This window comes from uncultured Reyranella sp. (genome assembly GCF_945957355.1).
GTDB lineage: Bacteria > Pseudomonadota > Alphaproteobacteria > Reyranellales > Reyranellaceae > Reyranella.
The window spans coordinates 1-14,527 of record NZ_CAMFKM010000041.1; the positions used below are offsets into that span (position 1 = coordinate 1).

Here is a 14,527-nt window from a genome sequence, read left to right on the forward strand (position 1 = left end):
TCTCAAGGGGCCGGACTCTAGCGTCAGATGGACCGAAATGCGGGGGTCACAGCAACGCCGACAGCCTCGACAAACTTGTCCTCGAACAAGGGGACCAGCTGGTCGTCCCGCCCCGCAGCCATCGCAAGTACCAACATCGCTACGACCGTATCGCCTATAAGCAACGCTGGGGCGTCGAAGGCTTCTTCGCCAAGCTCAAGCAATGGCGACGCGTCGCCACCCGCTACGACAAGCTCGCGACCAACTTCCTCGGCTTCGTAGAGCTCGCAAGCATCGTGCTCTGGCTCAAGTAGGATTTGTCACCACAGGCTAGACTTTAAGCTAAAGATTTCACCTACGCGCAGTCGAACGCACTCGATCCAATGCACCGCCAAATCTTGCTCGTGCCTAATCGGGGCGAAAATCGACATCTCCCACAGTCACCATCTCGTGACTATTCCTGGACTGTTCAGCCGAGGCGGCGAAAACGAGACCCGCCAACGCGGCTTCGGCCGTTTTTATTGGCGGAGAAGAGTGTCCAAGGCAAGCGTTTAAGAAGCTGATCGTGCTGGAGACGTCACCGCCGCCGTGGCCACCTAGCTTGCGACCCTTTGTGGACCATACGAGCGGTTCATTGTTCGGGTCTGTATGCACAATCGTAAACCGGCCATCTTCGAAGATGCCATCTAGCCGTCCTGCGTCGCCAATGAGTGTGATACGTCTTTCGCTTCGCCTAGGGCCCTGCATCGCCAGATAGTAAGTGCCTCGCACGCCGCTCTCTAGCTCAAAAGATACCACTTGATTGTCAACGATCGAATCGTCCTGCCGGAACACACAGCGGTCCAGTCCATAAGCACTGGGGTCTGCGCGTTCGGCTGCTGTTCGATTCTCGTGAAGGCCCTTATCCGCGTAGGGACAATCGGGCCGCACGGCACATTGCGAGCAGAAGGGCGCGGGAGCGGGCCGACGGAATGTACTCAAGCCACCTAGGCTGCCAACCAAGCGAGGTCGTGAGTCAAGCAGCCAGCACACCAAGTCGAGGTCGTGGCAAGATTTATGAACCATCAAACTGCTTGATTCGGCATGCCAGCGTCTGAGGAAACTAGCGCCATGAACGACGCTGAGTTGCTCGCTGAGGCTGATCACTCGGATCGGCCCCAGTCTGTTTTGGCGGATGACGTTTCGGATTGCTTGGTAAAACGGTGTCCAGCGCAGCACGTAGCCGAGTTGGAAGATGCGGCCACTTGCCAGCCATGCGGCGGCGATCGCCTTACCATCCGCAGTCGTCGTGGCGATGGGCTTTTCTAGGAAGACGTGCTTCTTTGCAAGAAATGCTTCCTCCGCGACAAGCCGATGAAGGTGATCTGGTACCGTGATGAACACCGCATCGACCGCAGGATCTTCAAGTGCCGCCATGAAATCGTTGCTTGTTCGGGCATCTGGAAGGTTAACGTCTGCTTGCACCTCCGCGATCCGCTCCGGGGAGACATCGACGAGCCAAGCGATTTTAACGCCATCGAACCCTCCAACAATACGGGCCAGCGCACGTCCGCGGTTTCCGAGCCCAACAAACGCGCATCGAATTGGTTCATCCGGTGCGGACCATTGTACGGAGTTAGAGGGTGCAATCGCCTGCTGTACGCTCCTGAAATCCTGAAGGGGCGGTGTCGGAGCGACTGAATAGGTGCGGCCATTGGTATTGGGATCACTCCCATCAGAACTAGAGAAGTAGACCACGTTCATCCAGAAGGAATATCGACCATCACCGGCGGCCTGGATGGTTGCATGAACTGCATGGGCAGGCCCAAGCTCCGTACTGTTTTCAAGAACGCGGAGGGTTGATCGGTGTGAATGATCATTGTCATCGGTATCGTTCCATAGCTCTGGTGGCAGCTCGGCGACCCACGCCAAGCCGCCGTCGTGGCGGAACGGAGGGGTGAGATTCCATTTGCGTTTGCCAGGAGGTGCTACCGCGTAAGACATCAGAGTCTACTTTCGAGCAATCCAACCAAAGAGCTGGGCCCCCTATACGGACCAGCACAAGTCAGCCAAGCAAGCATCGGCGGATCTTGGCTTCCTTGACTGTCCCACAACGGGACTTGTGTCATTCCAAGAGCAAACGACATCCACTGAGCCGTGTGCAAGTGCATGTCAGTAATCAAAATAGGTAAATAAAGCGCCCTTGCCTGAACCGTAGCGCCGGTGGGTGCAGTAAAGCTTGCAGGGCGCGCCGGCCTTTGGACTCCGGCGTCGGCATGGCCGATCTGAATACGGGTGGTTCGCCGCCTTTTGCGGCCTCGTGGCGATGTAACAATCAAGCCCAATGTCCGCTTCTGCACGAATGTAAGCGTGACGTCAGGACGGTAGAACAGAGCGATCTGCGATATCAAGAGGCGCGTTGGTCGAGGGGGCATTACCAAACCATCGCGCATCTCGGATGCCGCCGACAAGCGATCTGTGCGAATTCGCTGAGCTCAAGGCTATACAACCATGCCAACGGCGACCGACGTCGACAAGCCACAATTCGGCCACAACGACAGATCTAGAGCATGAATGTATGGAAAGGACTGGTCTGACTGTAACGGGCCATTATCGGATAATGATCTATAAGGCGCAAACTACAATCGCAAGGTACGCAAAGATCGTACGATCTCCAAGCCAACGACTGGCAGGTAGTCGGTGGCATAGTGGTGAAGATCTCTGCCGCCGTCAGCGAGCACGCACTTCTGTGCGTCTCGATCGATGAATCGGTGCGGATCCAAAATTGTAAGCCCGCTCTGGTGGGCTGCTTCGACTACCTTGCCGATATGCTCTGCTCTTTCAGCAAGAGGTGTGCCGTCCTCTAGGCGAACAGCAACGTGTGGCATGACGAGAATAGGGCAGGAGACCAACTTTTTCAGCCTGCCGAGGGATTCGGCGATGGCCGCCGCTGACAAGGTTACCAACGATATTTCCCGAAGGATCCCACTATGAGCCCTCGTAAGTCTGCCGTGCCGGCGCAGCGCGGCTTCAACGTCTGAAATTACGCCTATTGGCGCACACTGTCCGCGATGAGCGTCGCTCCACCACGCATGTCCTGATTCACGGGCAGGCTCGACGATCTGACGATGAATTTCATTGATGTTCAAAGTGCATCCCAACGCCTCGTAGTGTTTATCGGTACAAACTTCGGCCACTAGGCACTCGGCCCTAGCAATCAGCGCCAGTTGAGGTGTGGGCAGCCAGCCTCGGAAAGCGAAAGGTGCGAATTCGGCGGGCATCGAGAGAGTTCCAGCCGATAGTTGCAGGAATTGTATCATCTCATGCACATCATGGAGATAGATTGGCGTGGAAGTCTTGATGCTGGAATTGAGGTACTCAATTTGGTCCAAGGCGTGCGCGACGAGTAGGGGATCGTGCACTCGGCACGATCCTAGAGCGAGAGCCCGCAAAGGGCTTGGCGAGCCCATCGCTTTTCGCAAGAGTTTCCTAAGCATGGCTGTGGCGTCCCCTCGCGCCACAATGGGCACAAGATCTGCAATACTTTCCAACTCTCGTGGGAACGGAATGATAAATGGCAGAGCTTAGGGCTACCGGCGCGTTCTCGTGTTGCTGCCTCATGAGGGCAGGCCGATTGAGCCCACTAAGCCCTCCCGCGGAAAGCTCGCTGATCAGGAGTCTTCCGGTATTAGCGACACCAGCTTGCGACAAAATAGTCATTCAAGACGCTCGCGGAGTTGTGGTGCATTCTTAATGGCGATGGAGCCGCAAACTAAATACTTATTCTGCTTTTTGTGCTGCATCTTAAAAATTGGAGAGGGTTTTGAACACTCAGATAATGGTCGCCCAGCAGCGCCTTGCTCGGCGGATTCAGCGCTTTCTGAACTATACCGAACGCGTCACTCGCTGGCAGTATGACCACGTCGAGCATGCAATTGAGGCGCTTCGTGCTCGACGGTTTACGGAAGGAGAGGACCATATGCTGATGGCTGAGGAACCGCATATACTTCGCGCGCCTACGGACTTGGATGGCGGTGATGGGTGCACGGCGGTACTTCAGAAGCGACTGTTGGCGACGCTGGCAGCGGAGTAGCCTAGTGTCGAATTTTCGCTCTCCCGCCGACACCGACTCAATCTTCGGGCAGGACATAGTTGTAATCGGGCAGAATCCCCCGATAACATGGCTTCCGCATGATGGTATATCCATCGCCATCGTGATGAAGAAGTAAACTCAAGTTCCGGGCAGCTCAAAGATGGGTCTCAGAGCAAAGGCCCCGAAACTTTAAGTCCGGGCAATCTAAAATTCGGGAGGCGGAGCAAAATAGTAACAAACTCAACCCACTGACGGTGAAATGCGGGGAGCAGGTCAGGACCTTGGGAGACACGTCGACGTATCCCGAGGTTGCTCGGGAGCCGGATAGGCTAATTACTCGGAGGAAAAGACTACATCCCGTGGCTGGGGGACCAGGATTCGAACCTAGACTAACCGGGTCAGAGCCGGTTGTTCTACCGTTAAACTATCCCCCAACGGGCTTGGCCGGACGCGGCCCGGCGCACGATTTAGCGATGGTGAACGGGATTGGCAAGCGGGGTCTCGCCGCGGGCGAAATCCTCAGCTAGCATCCGTCCGAGGAAAGAGTTGAGAATGACCGGGGAATCCACGCCCAAGGGAGGCTGGCACAGCGGTCGATTTGCGCACACCTTCGCTGCCATCGATCTCGGCACCAACAATTGCCGGCTCCTGGTGGCAAGAGCATCGGTCGACGGATTTGAGGTGATCGATGCCTATTCTCGTCCCGTCAGGCTGGGCGAGGGGGTGGCGCTGAGCGGTTCACTGTGCGGCGAAGCCATCGAACGCACGATGCATGCGCTTGGCGTCTGCGCGGCCAAGATCGAACGCAACCGCGTTACGCGCGCCCGACACATTGCCACCGAAGCCTGCCGCCGCGCCCGCAACGGCGAGGACTTCCTGGGGATGGTGAAGACGCGCACCGGCCTCAGCTTCGACTTGATCCAGCCCGTCGAGGAGGCGCGGCTCGCGCTGGCGAGTTGCGAGAATCTGCTCGATCCATCGATTCCCTACGGCCTGCTCATCGACATCGGCGGCGGCTCGACCGAGGTGAGCTGGATTCGCGTCAACCCGCGCCCGGCCAGCCCGGGCTGTGCAACCACCGAGCTGATCGGCATGACGTCGGTGCCTTGGGGTGTCGTCACGCTCACCGAGTCCTGCACGCGTGACCAGCCGCGCGAGAGGGCGCTGACCCGCGCCTGCTACGATGACATGGTCGAGCGGATCCGGGCCGATCTGCGGCCCTTCTGTGCCCGCTACCAGATCGCGCCGGCGATCGCGCGAGGCGAGGTCCAGATGATCGGCGCCTCGGGCACGGTGACGACGATCAGTGCACACCATCAGGGCCTGAAGCGCTATAACCGCACCCTGGTCGACGGTTCGCGGATCGGCCGAGAGGAGATTTTGCGTATCTGTGACGAGCTTTCCACGCTGTCGGTCGACCAGCTCACCCATCTGCCCTGTATCGGCGACGACCGCGCCGACCTCGCGCTGGCCGGCGGGGCGATCCTCGAGGCGGTCTGCCGCCAGTGGGCGGCGCCGGTCGTGCGGGTGGCGGATCGCGGCCTGCGCGAGGGCGTGCTGATGGACCTGATGCGCCAGGCCGACCGCGAGGCCGACCAGCTCTGCCGCCGGGGCGCCTGACCATGGCCCGCGACAAGAAGGGCAGCGTCCCGACGGGGCGGCGCGCCACGGTCCGAGTGAAGACGGCGCGCGGCCGCACGGTTTCCTCCCAGCGCTGGCTGCAACGCCAGCTCAACGATCCCTATGTCGAGGAGGCGAAGAAGCGCGGCTATCGCTCGCGCGCCGCCTTCAAGCTGCTGCAGATCGACGACCAGTTCAAATTCCTGAAGCCGGGTGGCAGGGTCGTCGATCTCGGAGCGGCGCCGGGCGGCTGGACACAGGTCGCAGTCGAGCGGGTGAGCTCGGGCAAGAACAAGGGCGTGGTGATCGGGATCGACATTACGCCGGTCGAGCCGATTCCCGGCGCCACGGTCCTCGCCAAGGATTTCTACGACGACGATGCGCCCGCCGTGCTCACGGAGTTGCTGGGCGGACCCGCCGACGTGGTCATGAGCGACATGGCGGCGGCGGCAACCGGCGAAACCCAGGTCGACCACATGCGCATCATGGGCCTCGCCGAGACCGCGCACGATTTCGCCCGCGAAATCCTGAAGCCGGGCGGCGCCTTCGTCGCCAAGGTGCTGCGGGGCGGCACCGAGCGGACCCTGCTGGATCGGCTCAAGAAGGACTTCGAGAAGGTGCGGCATTTCAAGCCGGAGGCCAGCCGGGCCGATTCGGCGGAAATGTATGTCGTCGGGACGGGCTTCCGCGGCTAAATTCTGCCGCTTCAGTCCCAACCGGAGAAACTCCCATGTCCCTCGGCATGTACGGCGCCTCGATTCCCGTCTACCAGCGCCAGCTCGGCGCCCTCGCCAAGGTCCTCGAGAAGGGATCGGCCTGGGCGGCCGCCAAGAAGGTAGACGAGGCCGTGCTGGGCGCGACCCGGCTGACGCCGGACATGCTGCCCTTCACCCGCCAGGTGCAGATTGCCTGCCGTTTTGCCGAGGAAAGCGTGGCCCGGCTCGCCGGCGCCGAGGTTCCGGCGCCGCATGACAACGCGGAGAAGACGCTTTCGGAGCTGCAGAAGCGGATTGCCTCGGTGCTGTCCTACATCAAGGGCTTCAAGGCCGAGCAGATCGACGGCAGCGAGGGCCGCGAGGTCGTGCTGACCATCGCCGGCACGCCGCTGAAGTTCACCGGTGAGCAGTATCTCCTGCATTTTGCCTTACCGAACTTCTATTTCCATTGCACCACCGCCTACGCAATCCTGCGCCAGTCCGGGGTCGAGATCGGGAAACGCGATTTCCTGGGTGCCGTTTAGAAATACTTGTGCATAACCGCCGCGCGTGAATGCCTCGGGCTTGGCGCTTGGCTTGTGCGCGGCGGTATGTATAAAGGCTCGCCAACCCGGCGGCCCTCTCCGAGGGCCGCCGTTTTTATTTCTCCCGACGGAGGTTGGTATGCAGATTCAGGAAGCGCTCACCTTCGATGACGTCCTCCTGAAACCGGCCGCCTCGGCGGTCCTGCCCGGGCAGACCGACACCCGCACGCGCCTCACCCGCACCATCGAACTCAACATTCCACTGATGTCCGCGGCGATGGACACGGTCACCGAGTCGGGCATGGCGATCGCGATGGCGCAGGCCGGCGGCATCGGCGTCATCCACAAGAACCTCGAACCCGAGGCGCAGGCCAACGAGGTCCGCCGGGTCAAGAAGTTCGAGAGCGGCATGGTGGTGAACCCGGTCACCATCCACCCGGACCAGACGCTGGCAGACGCGCTGTCGCTGATGGAAGTCAACCAGATCTCGGGCATTCCCGTGGTCGAGCGCGGCAGCGGCAAGCTGGCCGGGATCCTCACCAACCGCGACGTCCGCTTCGCCACCGATGCCGGCACGCCGGTCAGCGCCCTGATGACCAAGGAGCGCCTGGTCACCGTGACCGAGGGCGCCACCAAGGAAGAGGCCAAGCGGCTCCTGCACCAGTTCCGGATCGAGAAGCTGCTGGTGGTCGATGGCAACTACCGCTGCATCGGCCTGATCACTGTCAAGGACATCGAGAAGGCCAACAAGTTCCCCGGCGCCAGCAAGGACGAGAAGGGCCGGCTGCGCACCGCCGCGGCCACCGGCGTGGGCGAGGACGGTCTACGTCGCGCCCAGCTGCTGATCGATGCGGACGTCGACGTCATCGTGGTCGACACCGCGCATGGCCATTCGCGCGGCGTGCTCGAGGCCGTGACGCGGGTCAAGAAGCTCAGCAACTACACCCAGGTCATGGCGGGCAACGTCGCGACCCGCGAGGGCGCGCAGGCGCTGATCGACGCCGGCGCGGACGCCGTCAAGATCGGCATCGGCCCGGGCTCGATCTGCACCACCCGCATGGTGGCCGGGGTCGGCGTGCCGCAGCTCACCGCCATCATGGAAGCGGCCGAAGCCTGCCACGCCGCGGGTGTTCCCGCGATCGGCGATGGCGGCATCAAGTATTCCGGCGACCTCGCCAAGGCGATTGCCGCCGGCGCCGACTGCGCCATGATCGGCTCGCTGCTCGCCGGCACCGACGAGGCGCCGGGCGAGGTGATTCTCTACCAGGGCCGATCCTACAAGTCGTACCGCGGCATGGGGTCGATCGGCGCCATGGCACGCGGCTCGGCCGACCGTTACTTCCAGCAGGAGGTGCAGAGCACGCTCAAGCTGGTGCCCGAGGGCATCGAGGGCCGCGTGCCCTACAAGGGCGCGGTGGGCAGCATCCTGCACCAGCTGGTGGGCGGCCTGCGGGCGGCCATGGGCTACACCGGCAACGGCACGATCCGCGAGATGCAGAGCAATTGCCAGTTCCTGCGCATCACCGGCTCGGGCCTGCGCGAGAGCCACGTGCACGATGTCGAGATCATGCGCGAGGCGCCGAACTACCGCGGCGGCATGTAACCGTCCTTGAGCGCCGCCGCGATCCGCTCCGCCGCGATCCGGTGACCGAGCGGTCCGGCGTGCGAGGACCGGAACATCGCGGCATAGCCGTCGCGCTTCACGCCTGCGTCGATCGCCTCGAACAGGTCGAGCGTGCCGAGGCCCGCGGCGCGCGCGCAGTCGAGCACGCCCCGGGAGAGGCGGCGCTGCTCGCCGGCATACTCCGCGTTCTTCCAGACATAGGGATCGTATTCCGCCACCACGAGCGTCGGGACCCTGAGCCCGGCCAGCCGCTTGAGCAGCGGGCAGGCCATTGCCTCGCCGGCACCGCGCGGCAGCACGCGGACATGGTCGATCGACCATTCGTACTGCCAGCCCTTGTGACGCAGGATCGTGTCGAGCAGAACCGACCAGCCGAACAGGCTCTGCCAGAGGTCGAGCGTCGTGGCCGGTGGCGGCGAGGGCGGGACGGGGACGTTGCGCAGGGTCAGCTCGTCCCCCGACGGCTGGAAATAAGGCTTCTCCGCGCCCCACACGCGGCTCATCTCGACGCGCCGCAGGTCGTCGGCGATGAAGACCAGGACCAACGCGGCCGGCTTCACCTCGCGCACCTGCTGCTCGGCGCGTAGGACGGTCTGGTCGAGCCCGTAGCCGCTCACGCCCGCATTGACGGTGCGGCGGCCGGTCAGCGGCTGCAGCAGCGCCGCCCAGGTCTCCCCGTCGCTCACCTCGTCGCCATGGGCGTAGGAATCGCCCACGACCAGCACCGGCGGCTCGGCTAGCCCCGTGCCCGCCGGGGCCGGGGTGAGGCGATGGCCGTGCAGATCGTAGGTGACGCCCTCCGCGGCGTAGCCCGGCCGCAGGACGAACCCCAGCTCGCTGTCGCGCTTCAGCCGCCCGGCGCCGGCCTTCAGGGTGGCCTGGCGCTCGGCGAGGATGATGTTGGACCAGTCGAACAGCGCCGCCGGGCCGCGCCACAGCCGGCAGCCCAGTTCGAGCACCAGCAGCGTCACCAGCACCGAGCCGAGGACCAGCGCGGCCCGGCCGAGCATGTCAGTTGCCCTTGTCGCCAAGGGCGCCGGCGACCAGCCGCGCGATCAGCGCATTGCCGGCGGCGTTCATGTGCCACAGCACGTAGAGATCGCGCGGCCGGGGCATCGCGGCCAGAGCCTCGTAGGTGTCGAGCGTGGCCAGCCCGTTGCGGCGGGCGCAGTCCAGCAGCCCCGCCGTCAGCCGGCGCTGCTCGGCGGCGAATTTCGGATCGTCCCACACGACGGGATCGTAGGCGGCGACCAGCAGCACCGGCGCACCGCTCTCCTTCTGCAGGCCGGCGAGCCGCGCGGTGAGCCGGCAGGAGATCAGCTCGCCCGTACCTTCCTTGTGAACCCGAACATGATCGCCGAACCAGTCGTGCAGTAGGCCGAGCCGCCGCATCAGGAAATCGAAGGCGTAGGAGTAGCCGATCGTGCGCTGCCAGAAGGTCAGCGTCGTCTCGGGCGGCGCGCGCGGCGGCACCGGCACGTTGCGCAGCGTGAGCCCGTCGCCCTCGGGGTCGAAGTAGGGCTTGTCGGCGCTCCACAGGCGCCGCATCTCGGTGCGGCGGATGTCGTCGGCGATGAAGGCCACGACGATGGCGCCCGGCCGGTAGCGCGGCGCCAGCGCCTCGGCGCGCAGCACGATCTGGTCGAAGCCGTAGCCGCTCACGCCGCCGTTGAGCACCCGCCGGCCGGTGATCCGCTGCAGGTCGGCGGGCCAGCTCTCGCCATCGCTGACTTCCTCGCCGAAGGTGAAGGAATCGCCCACCGCGAGGATCGGCGCCTTGTCGCCCGCGGGCGCCGCACCGGTCGTGCGCAGCCCGTCGCCGTCGATCATGACGCCGGGGGCGGCATAGCCGGGGCGCGGCCGGTAGCCCAGCCGCTCGTCGTGCACGGAGCGACCATTGTCGGTCTCGGCCAGCACCTTGCGCGCGTCGAGCACGTAGTTCGGCCAGGCGAACAGCCAGGTCCAGGTCGAGGCGCGCACGCCCAGCTCGATCAGGCCGAGGCCGATCGCGACCGAGACGAGGACCAGGATGGTGCGGCGGAGAAGCTCGGAGCGCGGGCGTTGCGCGTCGGGCGTATTCATCGTAGCGGCATGCTTTGATAAGGAGACAGACGTGACACCGGGCGCGCGGGTGGCCGCCACCATAGAACTCCTCGACGAAATCGTCAGCCATAGCGAGAGGCCGGCCGATCTCGTCGCCAATGCCTATTTCCGCGCCCGCCGCTTCATCGGCGGCGGCGACCGAAGGGCCGTGTCCGACCGCGTGTGGAGCATCCTGCGCCGCTACGGGCAGCTCGCCTGGTGGCTAGAGCGCACGCGCCATCCCGATCGCGGGGCGCGCGCCATCGTCGCCGCCGACCTGATGCTGGTCGAGGGGCTCGACATGGCCGGGCTCGAAGCCATGTTCGACGGCGGCACCTACCGCCCGTCGCGGCTCGACGAGGCCGAGTATCGCGCGCTGCGCCAGATGGAGGGCCATTCGCTGCCCCATCCCGAGCAGCCCGACTGGGTGCGCCTCAACATCCAGGAATGGGTCGCGCCGCACTTCAAGGAGGCCTATGGCGAGGGCTGGGGCCGCGAGGTTGCCGCCCTCGACACGCCGCCGCCGGTCGACCTGCGCGTCAACCGCCTCAAGGCCACGGTCGAGCAGGCGCGCGAGGCGCTGGCCCGCGACGGCATCGAGACCGAGCCGATGCGCTACGCCCCCGACGGCCTGCGCCTGCGCCGCCGGCTCTCGGTGGTGAAGGGCGAGGCTTTCCAGAACGGCCTGGTCGAGATCCAGGACGAGGGCTCGCAGCTGGTGGCCGCCCTGGTCGATGCCCAGCCCGGCATGCAGATCGCCGACTATTGCGCCGGCGCCGGCGGCAAGACGCTGGCGATGGCCGCGCGCATGGACAACAAGGGCCGCGTCGTGGCGATGGACGTCTATGAGTCCCGCCTCGACCGTTCGGCCCAGCGGCTGCGCCGCGCCGGCGCCCACAATGTCGAGCGCCGCGCCATCGATGCCGACAACCGCAAATGGCTGAAGCGCCAGGCCGGCGCCTTCGACCGCGTGCTGGTCGACGCGCCCTGCACCGGCACGGGCACGTGGCGGCGCAATCCCGACGGCCGCTGGACCCTGAGGCCCGAGGATCTCGAGGAGCTGGTCCCGAAGCAGGCCGCCATCCTCGACGCGGCGTCGAAGCTGGTGAAGCCGGGCGGGGGGCTGATCTACGCCACCTGCTCGGTGCTGCCGGCCGAGAACGAGAAGCAGATCGCCGCCTTCCTCGAGCGCAACGGGAATTTCGAGGTGGTGCCGGTGGGAGCCCTCTGGCGCGACGTCATCGCGACCGAGCCGCCGCCCGAGATCGAGAACGGACCGTACCTGCGGCTCTCGCCCCTGAAGCACGGCACCGACGGGTTTTTCGGCGCGGCGCTGGTGCGCAAACCGGACGAGAAGGCAGACAAGGCGGAAGCATGATCCGGATCCGCCGCGCCTCCCGGCACGACGCCGCCGCGATCGGCCGGGTCCATGTCGAGACCTGGCAGGCGGCCTATGCCGGCCTGCTGCCCGACGCGATGCTGGTCGCGATGTCGGACGTGCGCCAGTCGGCCTGGTGGTCGCAGCTCCTGAAAGACCCGGCCGAGGCGCGCGGCGTCTTCGTGGCCGACGACCGCGACATGGGCGTCGTGGGCTTCGGCAGCTGCGGCCCGGTGCGCGATCCGCCGGAAGGGCTCGACGGCCGCGAGCTGAAGGTCGGCGAGGTCTACACGCTCTACGTCGAGCCCGATTTCCAGAACCTGGGACTCGGCCGCAAGCTCTTGGGCGCGCTGTTCCGCCAGCTCCAGGCCGACCGCTGCGACACCGCGGTCCTGTGGATGCTGGCCGAGAACCCGACCCGCTTCTTCTACGAAGGGCTGGGCGGAGAGCGGGTGGGCGAGCGGGTCGACACGATGGGCGGCACCGACGTCGACGAGGTCGCCTACGCCTGGCGCGACCTCCGCGCCCCGCTGATCCGGCGGAGGCTGGCGGCGGAGGGGTGAGTCCGAAAGCGAAAGGTCCCTCGCTTATGCTCGGGATGACAATTCTTGTCGGTTAGCGCCGTGCGCCGATGAAAAAAAACGCTGTCATCCCGAGCGTAAGCGAGGGACCTTTGCGGACAACAGTTGCCGCCCCGGCCCGTCGCGCTTATATCGCCCCATGACCGACCGTTTGCTGATCGTCGATTTCGGTTCCCAGGTTACCCAGCTGATCGCCCGCCGCGTGCGCGAAGCCGGGGTTTACTGTGAAATCCTGCCCTTCCAGTCCGTCGATGACGCCAAGATCAAGGCGTTCGATCCGCGAGGGATCATCCTCTCCGGCGGACCGGCCTCGGTGACCGAGGGCCAGTCGCCCACCGCCCATCCCGCCATCTTCACCGCCGACGTGCCCGTCCTGGGCATCTGCTACGGCGAGCAGACCATGGCCAAGGAGCTGGGCGGCTCGGTCGAGAGCGGCCACCACCGCGAGTTCGGCCGCGCCGAGGTCGAGATCAAGGCCTCGACCCGCCTGTTCGACGGCGTGTGGGAGCCCGGCGACCGCAAGCAGGTCTGGATGAGCCACGGCGACCGCGTGACCAGGCTGCCGGCCGGCTTCTCGGTCGTCGCCACCAGCGAGAACGCGCCCTTCGCAGCCATCGCGGACGAGAGCCGCGGCTACTACGGCGTGCAGTTCCATCCCGAGGTGATGCACACGCCCGACGGCGCCAAGCTCCTGCGCAACTTCGCGCTCAAGATCGCGGGCGCCAAAGGCGACTGGACCATGGCCGCGTTCCGCGAGCGCGCCATCGAGCAGGTCCGCGCCCAGGTCGGCAAGGGCAAGGTCATCTGCGGCCTCAGCGGCGGCGTCGACTCCAGTGTCGTGGCCGTGCTGCTGCACGAGGCGATCGGCGACCAGCTGCAATGCGTGTTCGTCGACCACGGCCTCTTGCGCAAGGACGAGGGCGAGCAGGTGGTCCGCCTGTTCCGCGACCACTACAACATCCCGCTGATTCACGCCGACGCCTCGGAGACCTTCCTGAAGGCGCTGGCCGGCGTCACCGACCCGGAGACGAAACGCAAGACGATCGGCGCGCTGTTCATCGACGTGTTCGAGGCCGAGGCGAAGAAGATCGGCGGCGCCGAGTTCCTGGCCCAGGGCACGCTCTATCCCGACGTGATCGAATCGGTGTCCTTCACCGGCGGACCTTCCGTCACGATCAAGAGCCACCACAATGTCGGCGGCCTTCCGGCGCGCATGAACATGAAGCTGGTCGAGCCGCTGCGCGAGCTGTTCAAGGACGAGGTGAGGGCGCTCGGCCGCGAGCTCGGACTGCCGGCCGACCTGGTGAACCGTCACCCGTTCCCCGGTCCCGGCCTCGCCATCCGCATCCCCGGCGACATCACCAAGGAGAAGCTCGACCTGCTGCGCCAGGTCGACGCCGTCTATCTCGACGAGATCCGCAAGGCCGGCCTCTACGACGAGATCTGGCAGGCCTTCGCCGTGCTGCTGCCGGTCCGCACCGTCGGCGTGATGGGCGACGGCCGCACCTACGACCAGGCCTGCGCCCTCAGGGCCGTGACCTCGACCGACGGCATGACCGCCGACTACTACCCGTTCGACCACGCCTTCCTGGGCAGGGTTGCCAACCGCATCATCAACGAATGCCGCGGCATCAACCGCGTGACCTACGACATCACCAGCAAGCCGCCGGGTACGATCGAGTGGGAGTGAGCGCCCGTGGCGCTCATCCCGAGCCTTCGCGAGGGATCCAGAGGCTCTCCGACATAGATTGTTCTCTCACGCTTCACTTGCTCCCCCCCATTCAAATGGGGAAGTGCCCCGTCATACGGGGCGATGGGGTCATGAGCGTCGCAATGCCATGACCCCTCCGTCGGCTGGCGGCTTGGTTACAAGCCCCCCCCCCCCACCCCCCCACAATAAATTGGGTGGAAAAAAAGGGGAAAACAACACCCCCCCCGCAGCACGTTGGGG

The 14,527-nt window shown here is 64.8% G+C and carries 12 protein-coding genes and 1 tRNA gene; 8 read left to right on the top strand and 5 right to left on the bottom strand.

The features are described 5' to 3' along the window. On the top strand, positions 1 to 293 hold a 293-nt coding region (locus Q0Q48_RS28270; protein WP_295145760.1), incomplete at its 5' end, for a transposase. Between the two features lie 94 nt (positions 294 to 387). Here the strand turns inward: Q0Q48_RS28270 and Q0Q48_RS28275 are convergent. The 3 genes from Q0Q48_RS28275 to Q0Q48_RS28285 form a co-directional block, all read right to left on the bottom strand. Continuing rightward, a complete protein-coding gene (locus tag Q0Q48_RS28275; protein WP_295145762.1) occupies positions 388 to 1,962 on the bottom strand; it encodes a Gfo/Idh/MocA family oxidoreductase in 1,575 nt (524 codons plus the stop codon). Between the two features lie 635 nt (positions 1,963 to 2,597). Beyond that, positions 2,598 to 3,380: a hypothetical protein gene (locus Q0Q48_RS28280; RefSeq protein WP_295145764.1), complete on the bottom strand. Its 783-nt coding sequence runs from the start codon at positions 3,378 to 3,380 to the stop codon at positions 2,598 to 2,600. Positions 3,381 to 4,411: 1,031 nt separating this feature from the next. Beyond that, a tRNA-Gln gene (locus tag Q0Q48_RS28285) sits at positions 4,412 to 4,485 on the bottom strand. A 118-nt stretch (positions 4,486 to 4,603) separates the two neighbouring features. On the opposite strand from Q0Q48_RS28285, the gene Q0Q48_RS28290 reads away from it, so the two are divergent. The 4 genes from Q0Q48_RS28290 (at position 4,604) to guaB (ending at position 8,514) form a co-directional block, all read left to right on the top strand. Beyond that, a complete protein-coding gene (locus tag Q0Q48_RS28290) occupies positions 4,604 to 5,671 on the top strand; it encodes a Ppx/GppA phosphatase family protein (RefSeq protein ID WP_295145766.1) in 1,068 nt (355 codons plus the stop codon). A 2-nt stretch (positions 5,672 to 5,673) separates the two neighbouring features. Beyond that, positions 5,674 to 6,366 (top strand): RlmE family RNA methyltransferase, encoded by a 693-nt coding sequence (locus tag Q0Q48_RS28295; protein ID WP_295145768.1) that lies wholly within the window; start codon positions 5,674 to 5,676, stop codon positions 6,364 to 6,366. Positions 6,367 to 6,401: 35 nt separating this feature from the next. Next, positions 6,402 to 6,911: a DUF1993 family protein gene (locus Q0Q48_RS28300; protein ID WP_295145770.1), complete on the top strand. Its 510-nt coding sequence runs from the start codon at positions 6,402 to 6,404 to the stop codon at positions 6,909 to 6,911. 139 nt (positions 6,912 to 7,050) lie between these two features. Continuing rightward, a complete protein-coding gene (guaB, locus tag Q0Q48_RS28305) occupies positions 7,051 to 8,514 on the top strand; it encodes an IMP dehydrogenase (protein WP_295145772.1) in 1,464 nt (487 codons plus the stop codon). On the opposite strand, the gene Q0Q48_RS28310 is transcribed toward guaB, so the two are convergent. Both Q0Q48_RS28310 and Q0Q48_RS28315 read right to left on the bottom strand, forming a co-directional pair. Further along, the gene (locus tag Q0Q48_RS28310) at positions 8,496 to 9,545 is read right to left on the bottom strand and encodes a hypothetical protein (protein WP_295145774.1); all 1,050 of its coding nucleotides are present in this window, start codon (positions 9,543 to 9,545) and stop codon (positions 8,496 to 8,498) included. The two genes, guaB and Q0Q48_RS28310, sit on opposite strands and share 19 nt — an antisense overlap. 1 nt (position 9,546) lies before the next feature. Continuing rightward, the gene (locus Q0Q48_RS28315; protein WP_295145776.1) at positions 9,547 to 10,617 is read right to left on the bottom strand and encodes a GDSL-type esterase/lipase family protein; all 1,071 of its coding nucleotides are present in this window, start codon (positions 10,615 to 10,617) and stop codon (positions 9,547 to 9,549) included. A 31-nt stretch (positions 10,618 to 10,648) separates the two neighbouring features. On the opposite strand from Q0Q48_RS28315, the gene Q0Q48_RS28320 reads away from it, so the two are divergent. From Q0Q48_RS28320 to guaA, 3 genes are all read left to right on the top strand, one after another. Beyond that, entirely contained in the window at positions 10,649 to 11,995 is a 1,347-nt protein-coding gene (locus tag Q0Q48_RS28320; RefSeq protein ID WP_295145778.1) for an RsmB/NOP family class I SAM-dependent RNA methyltransferase, read from the top strand. Then, positions 11,992 to 12,558, top strand: a complete 567-nt coding sequence (locus Q0Q48_RS28325; protein WP_295145780.1) for an N-acetyltransferase — start codon at positions 11,992 to 11,994, stop codon at positions 12,556 to 12,558. The genes Q0Q48_RS28320 and Q0Q48_RS28325 overlap by 4 nt, the downstream gene beginning before the upstream one ends. 157 nt (positions 12,559 to 12,715) lie before the next feature. Continuing rightward, positions 12,716 to 14,266 (top strand): glutamine-hydrolyzing GMP synthase, encoded by a 1,551-nt coding sequence (guaA, locus tag Q0Q48_RS28330; protein ID WP_295145782.1) that lies wholly within the window; start codon positions 12,716 to 12,718, stop codon positions 14,264 to 14,266. Positions 14,267 to 14,527: the final 261 nt, after the last annotated feature.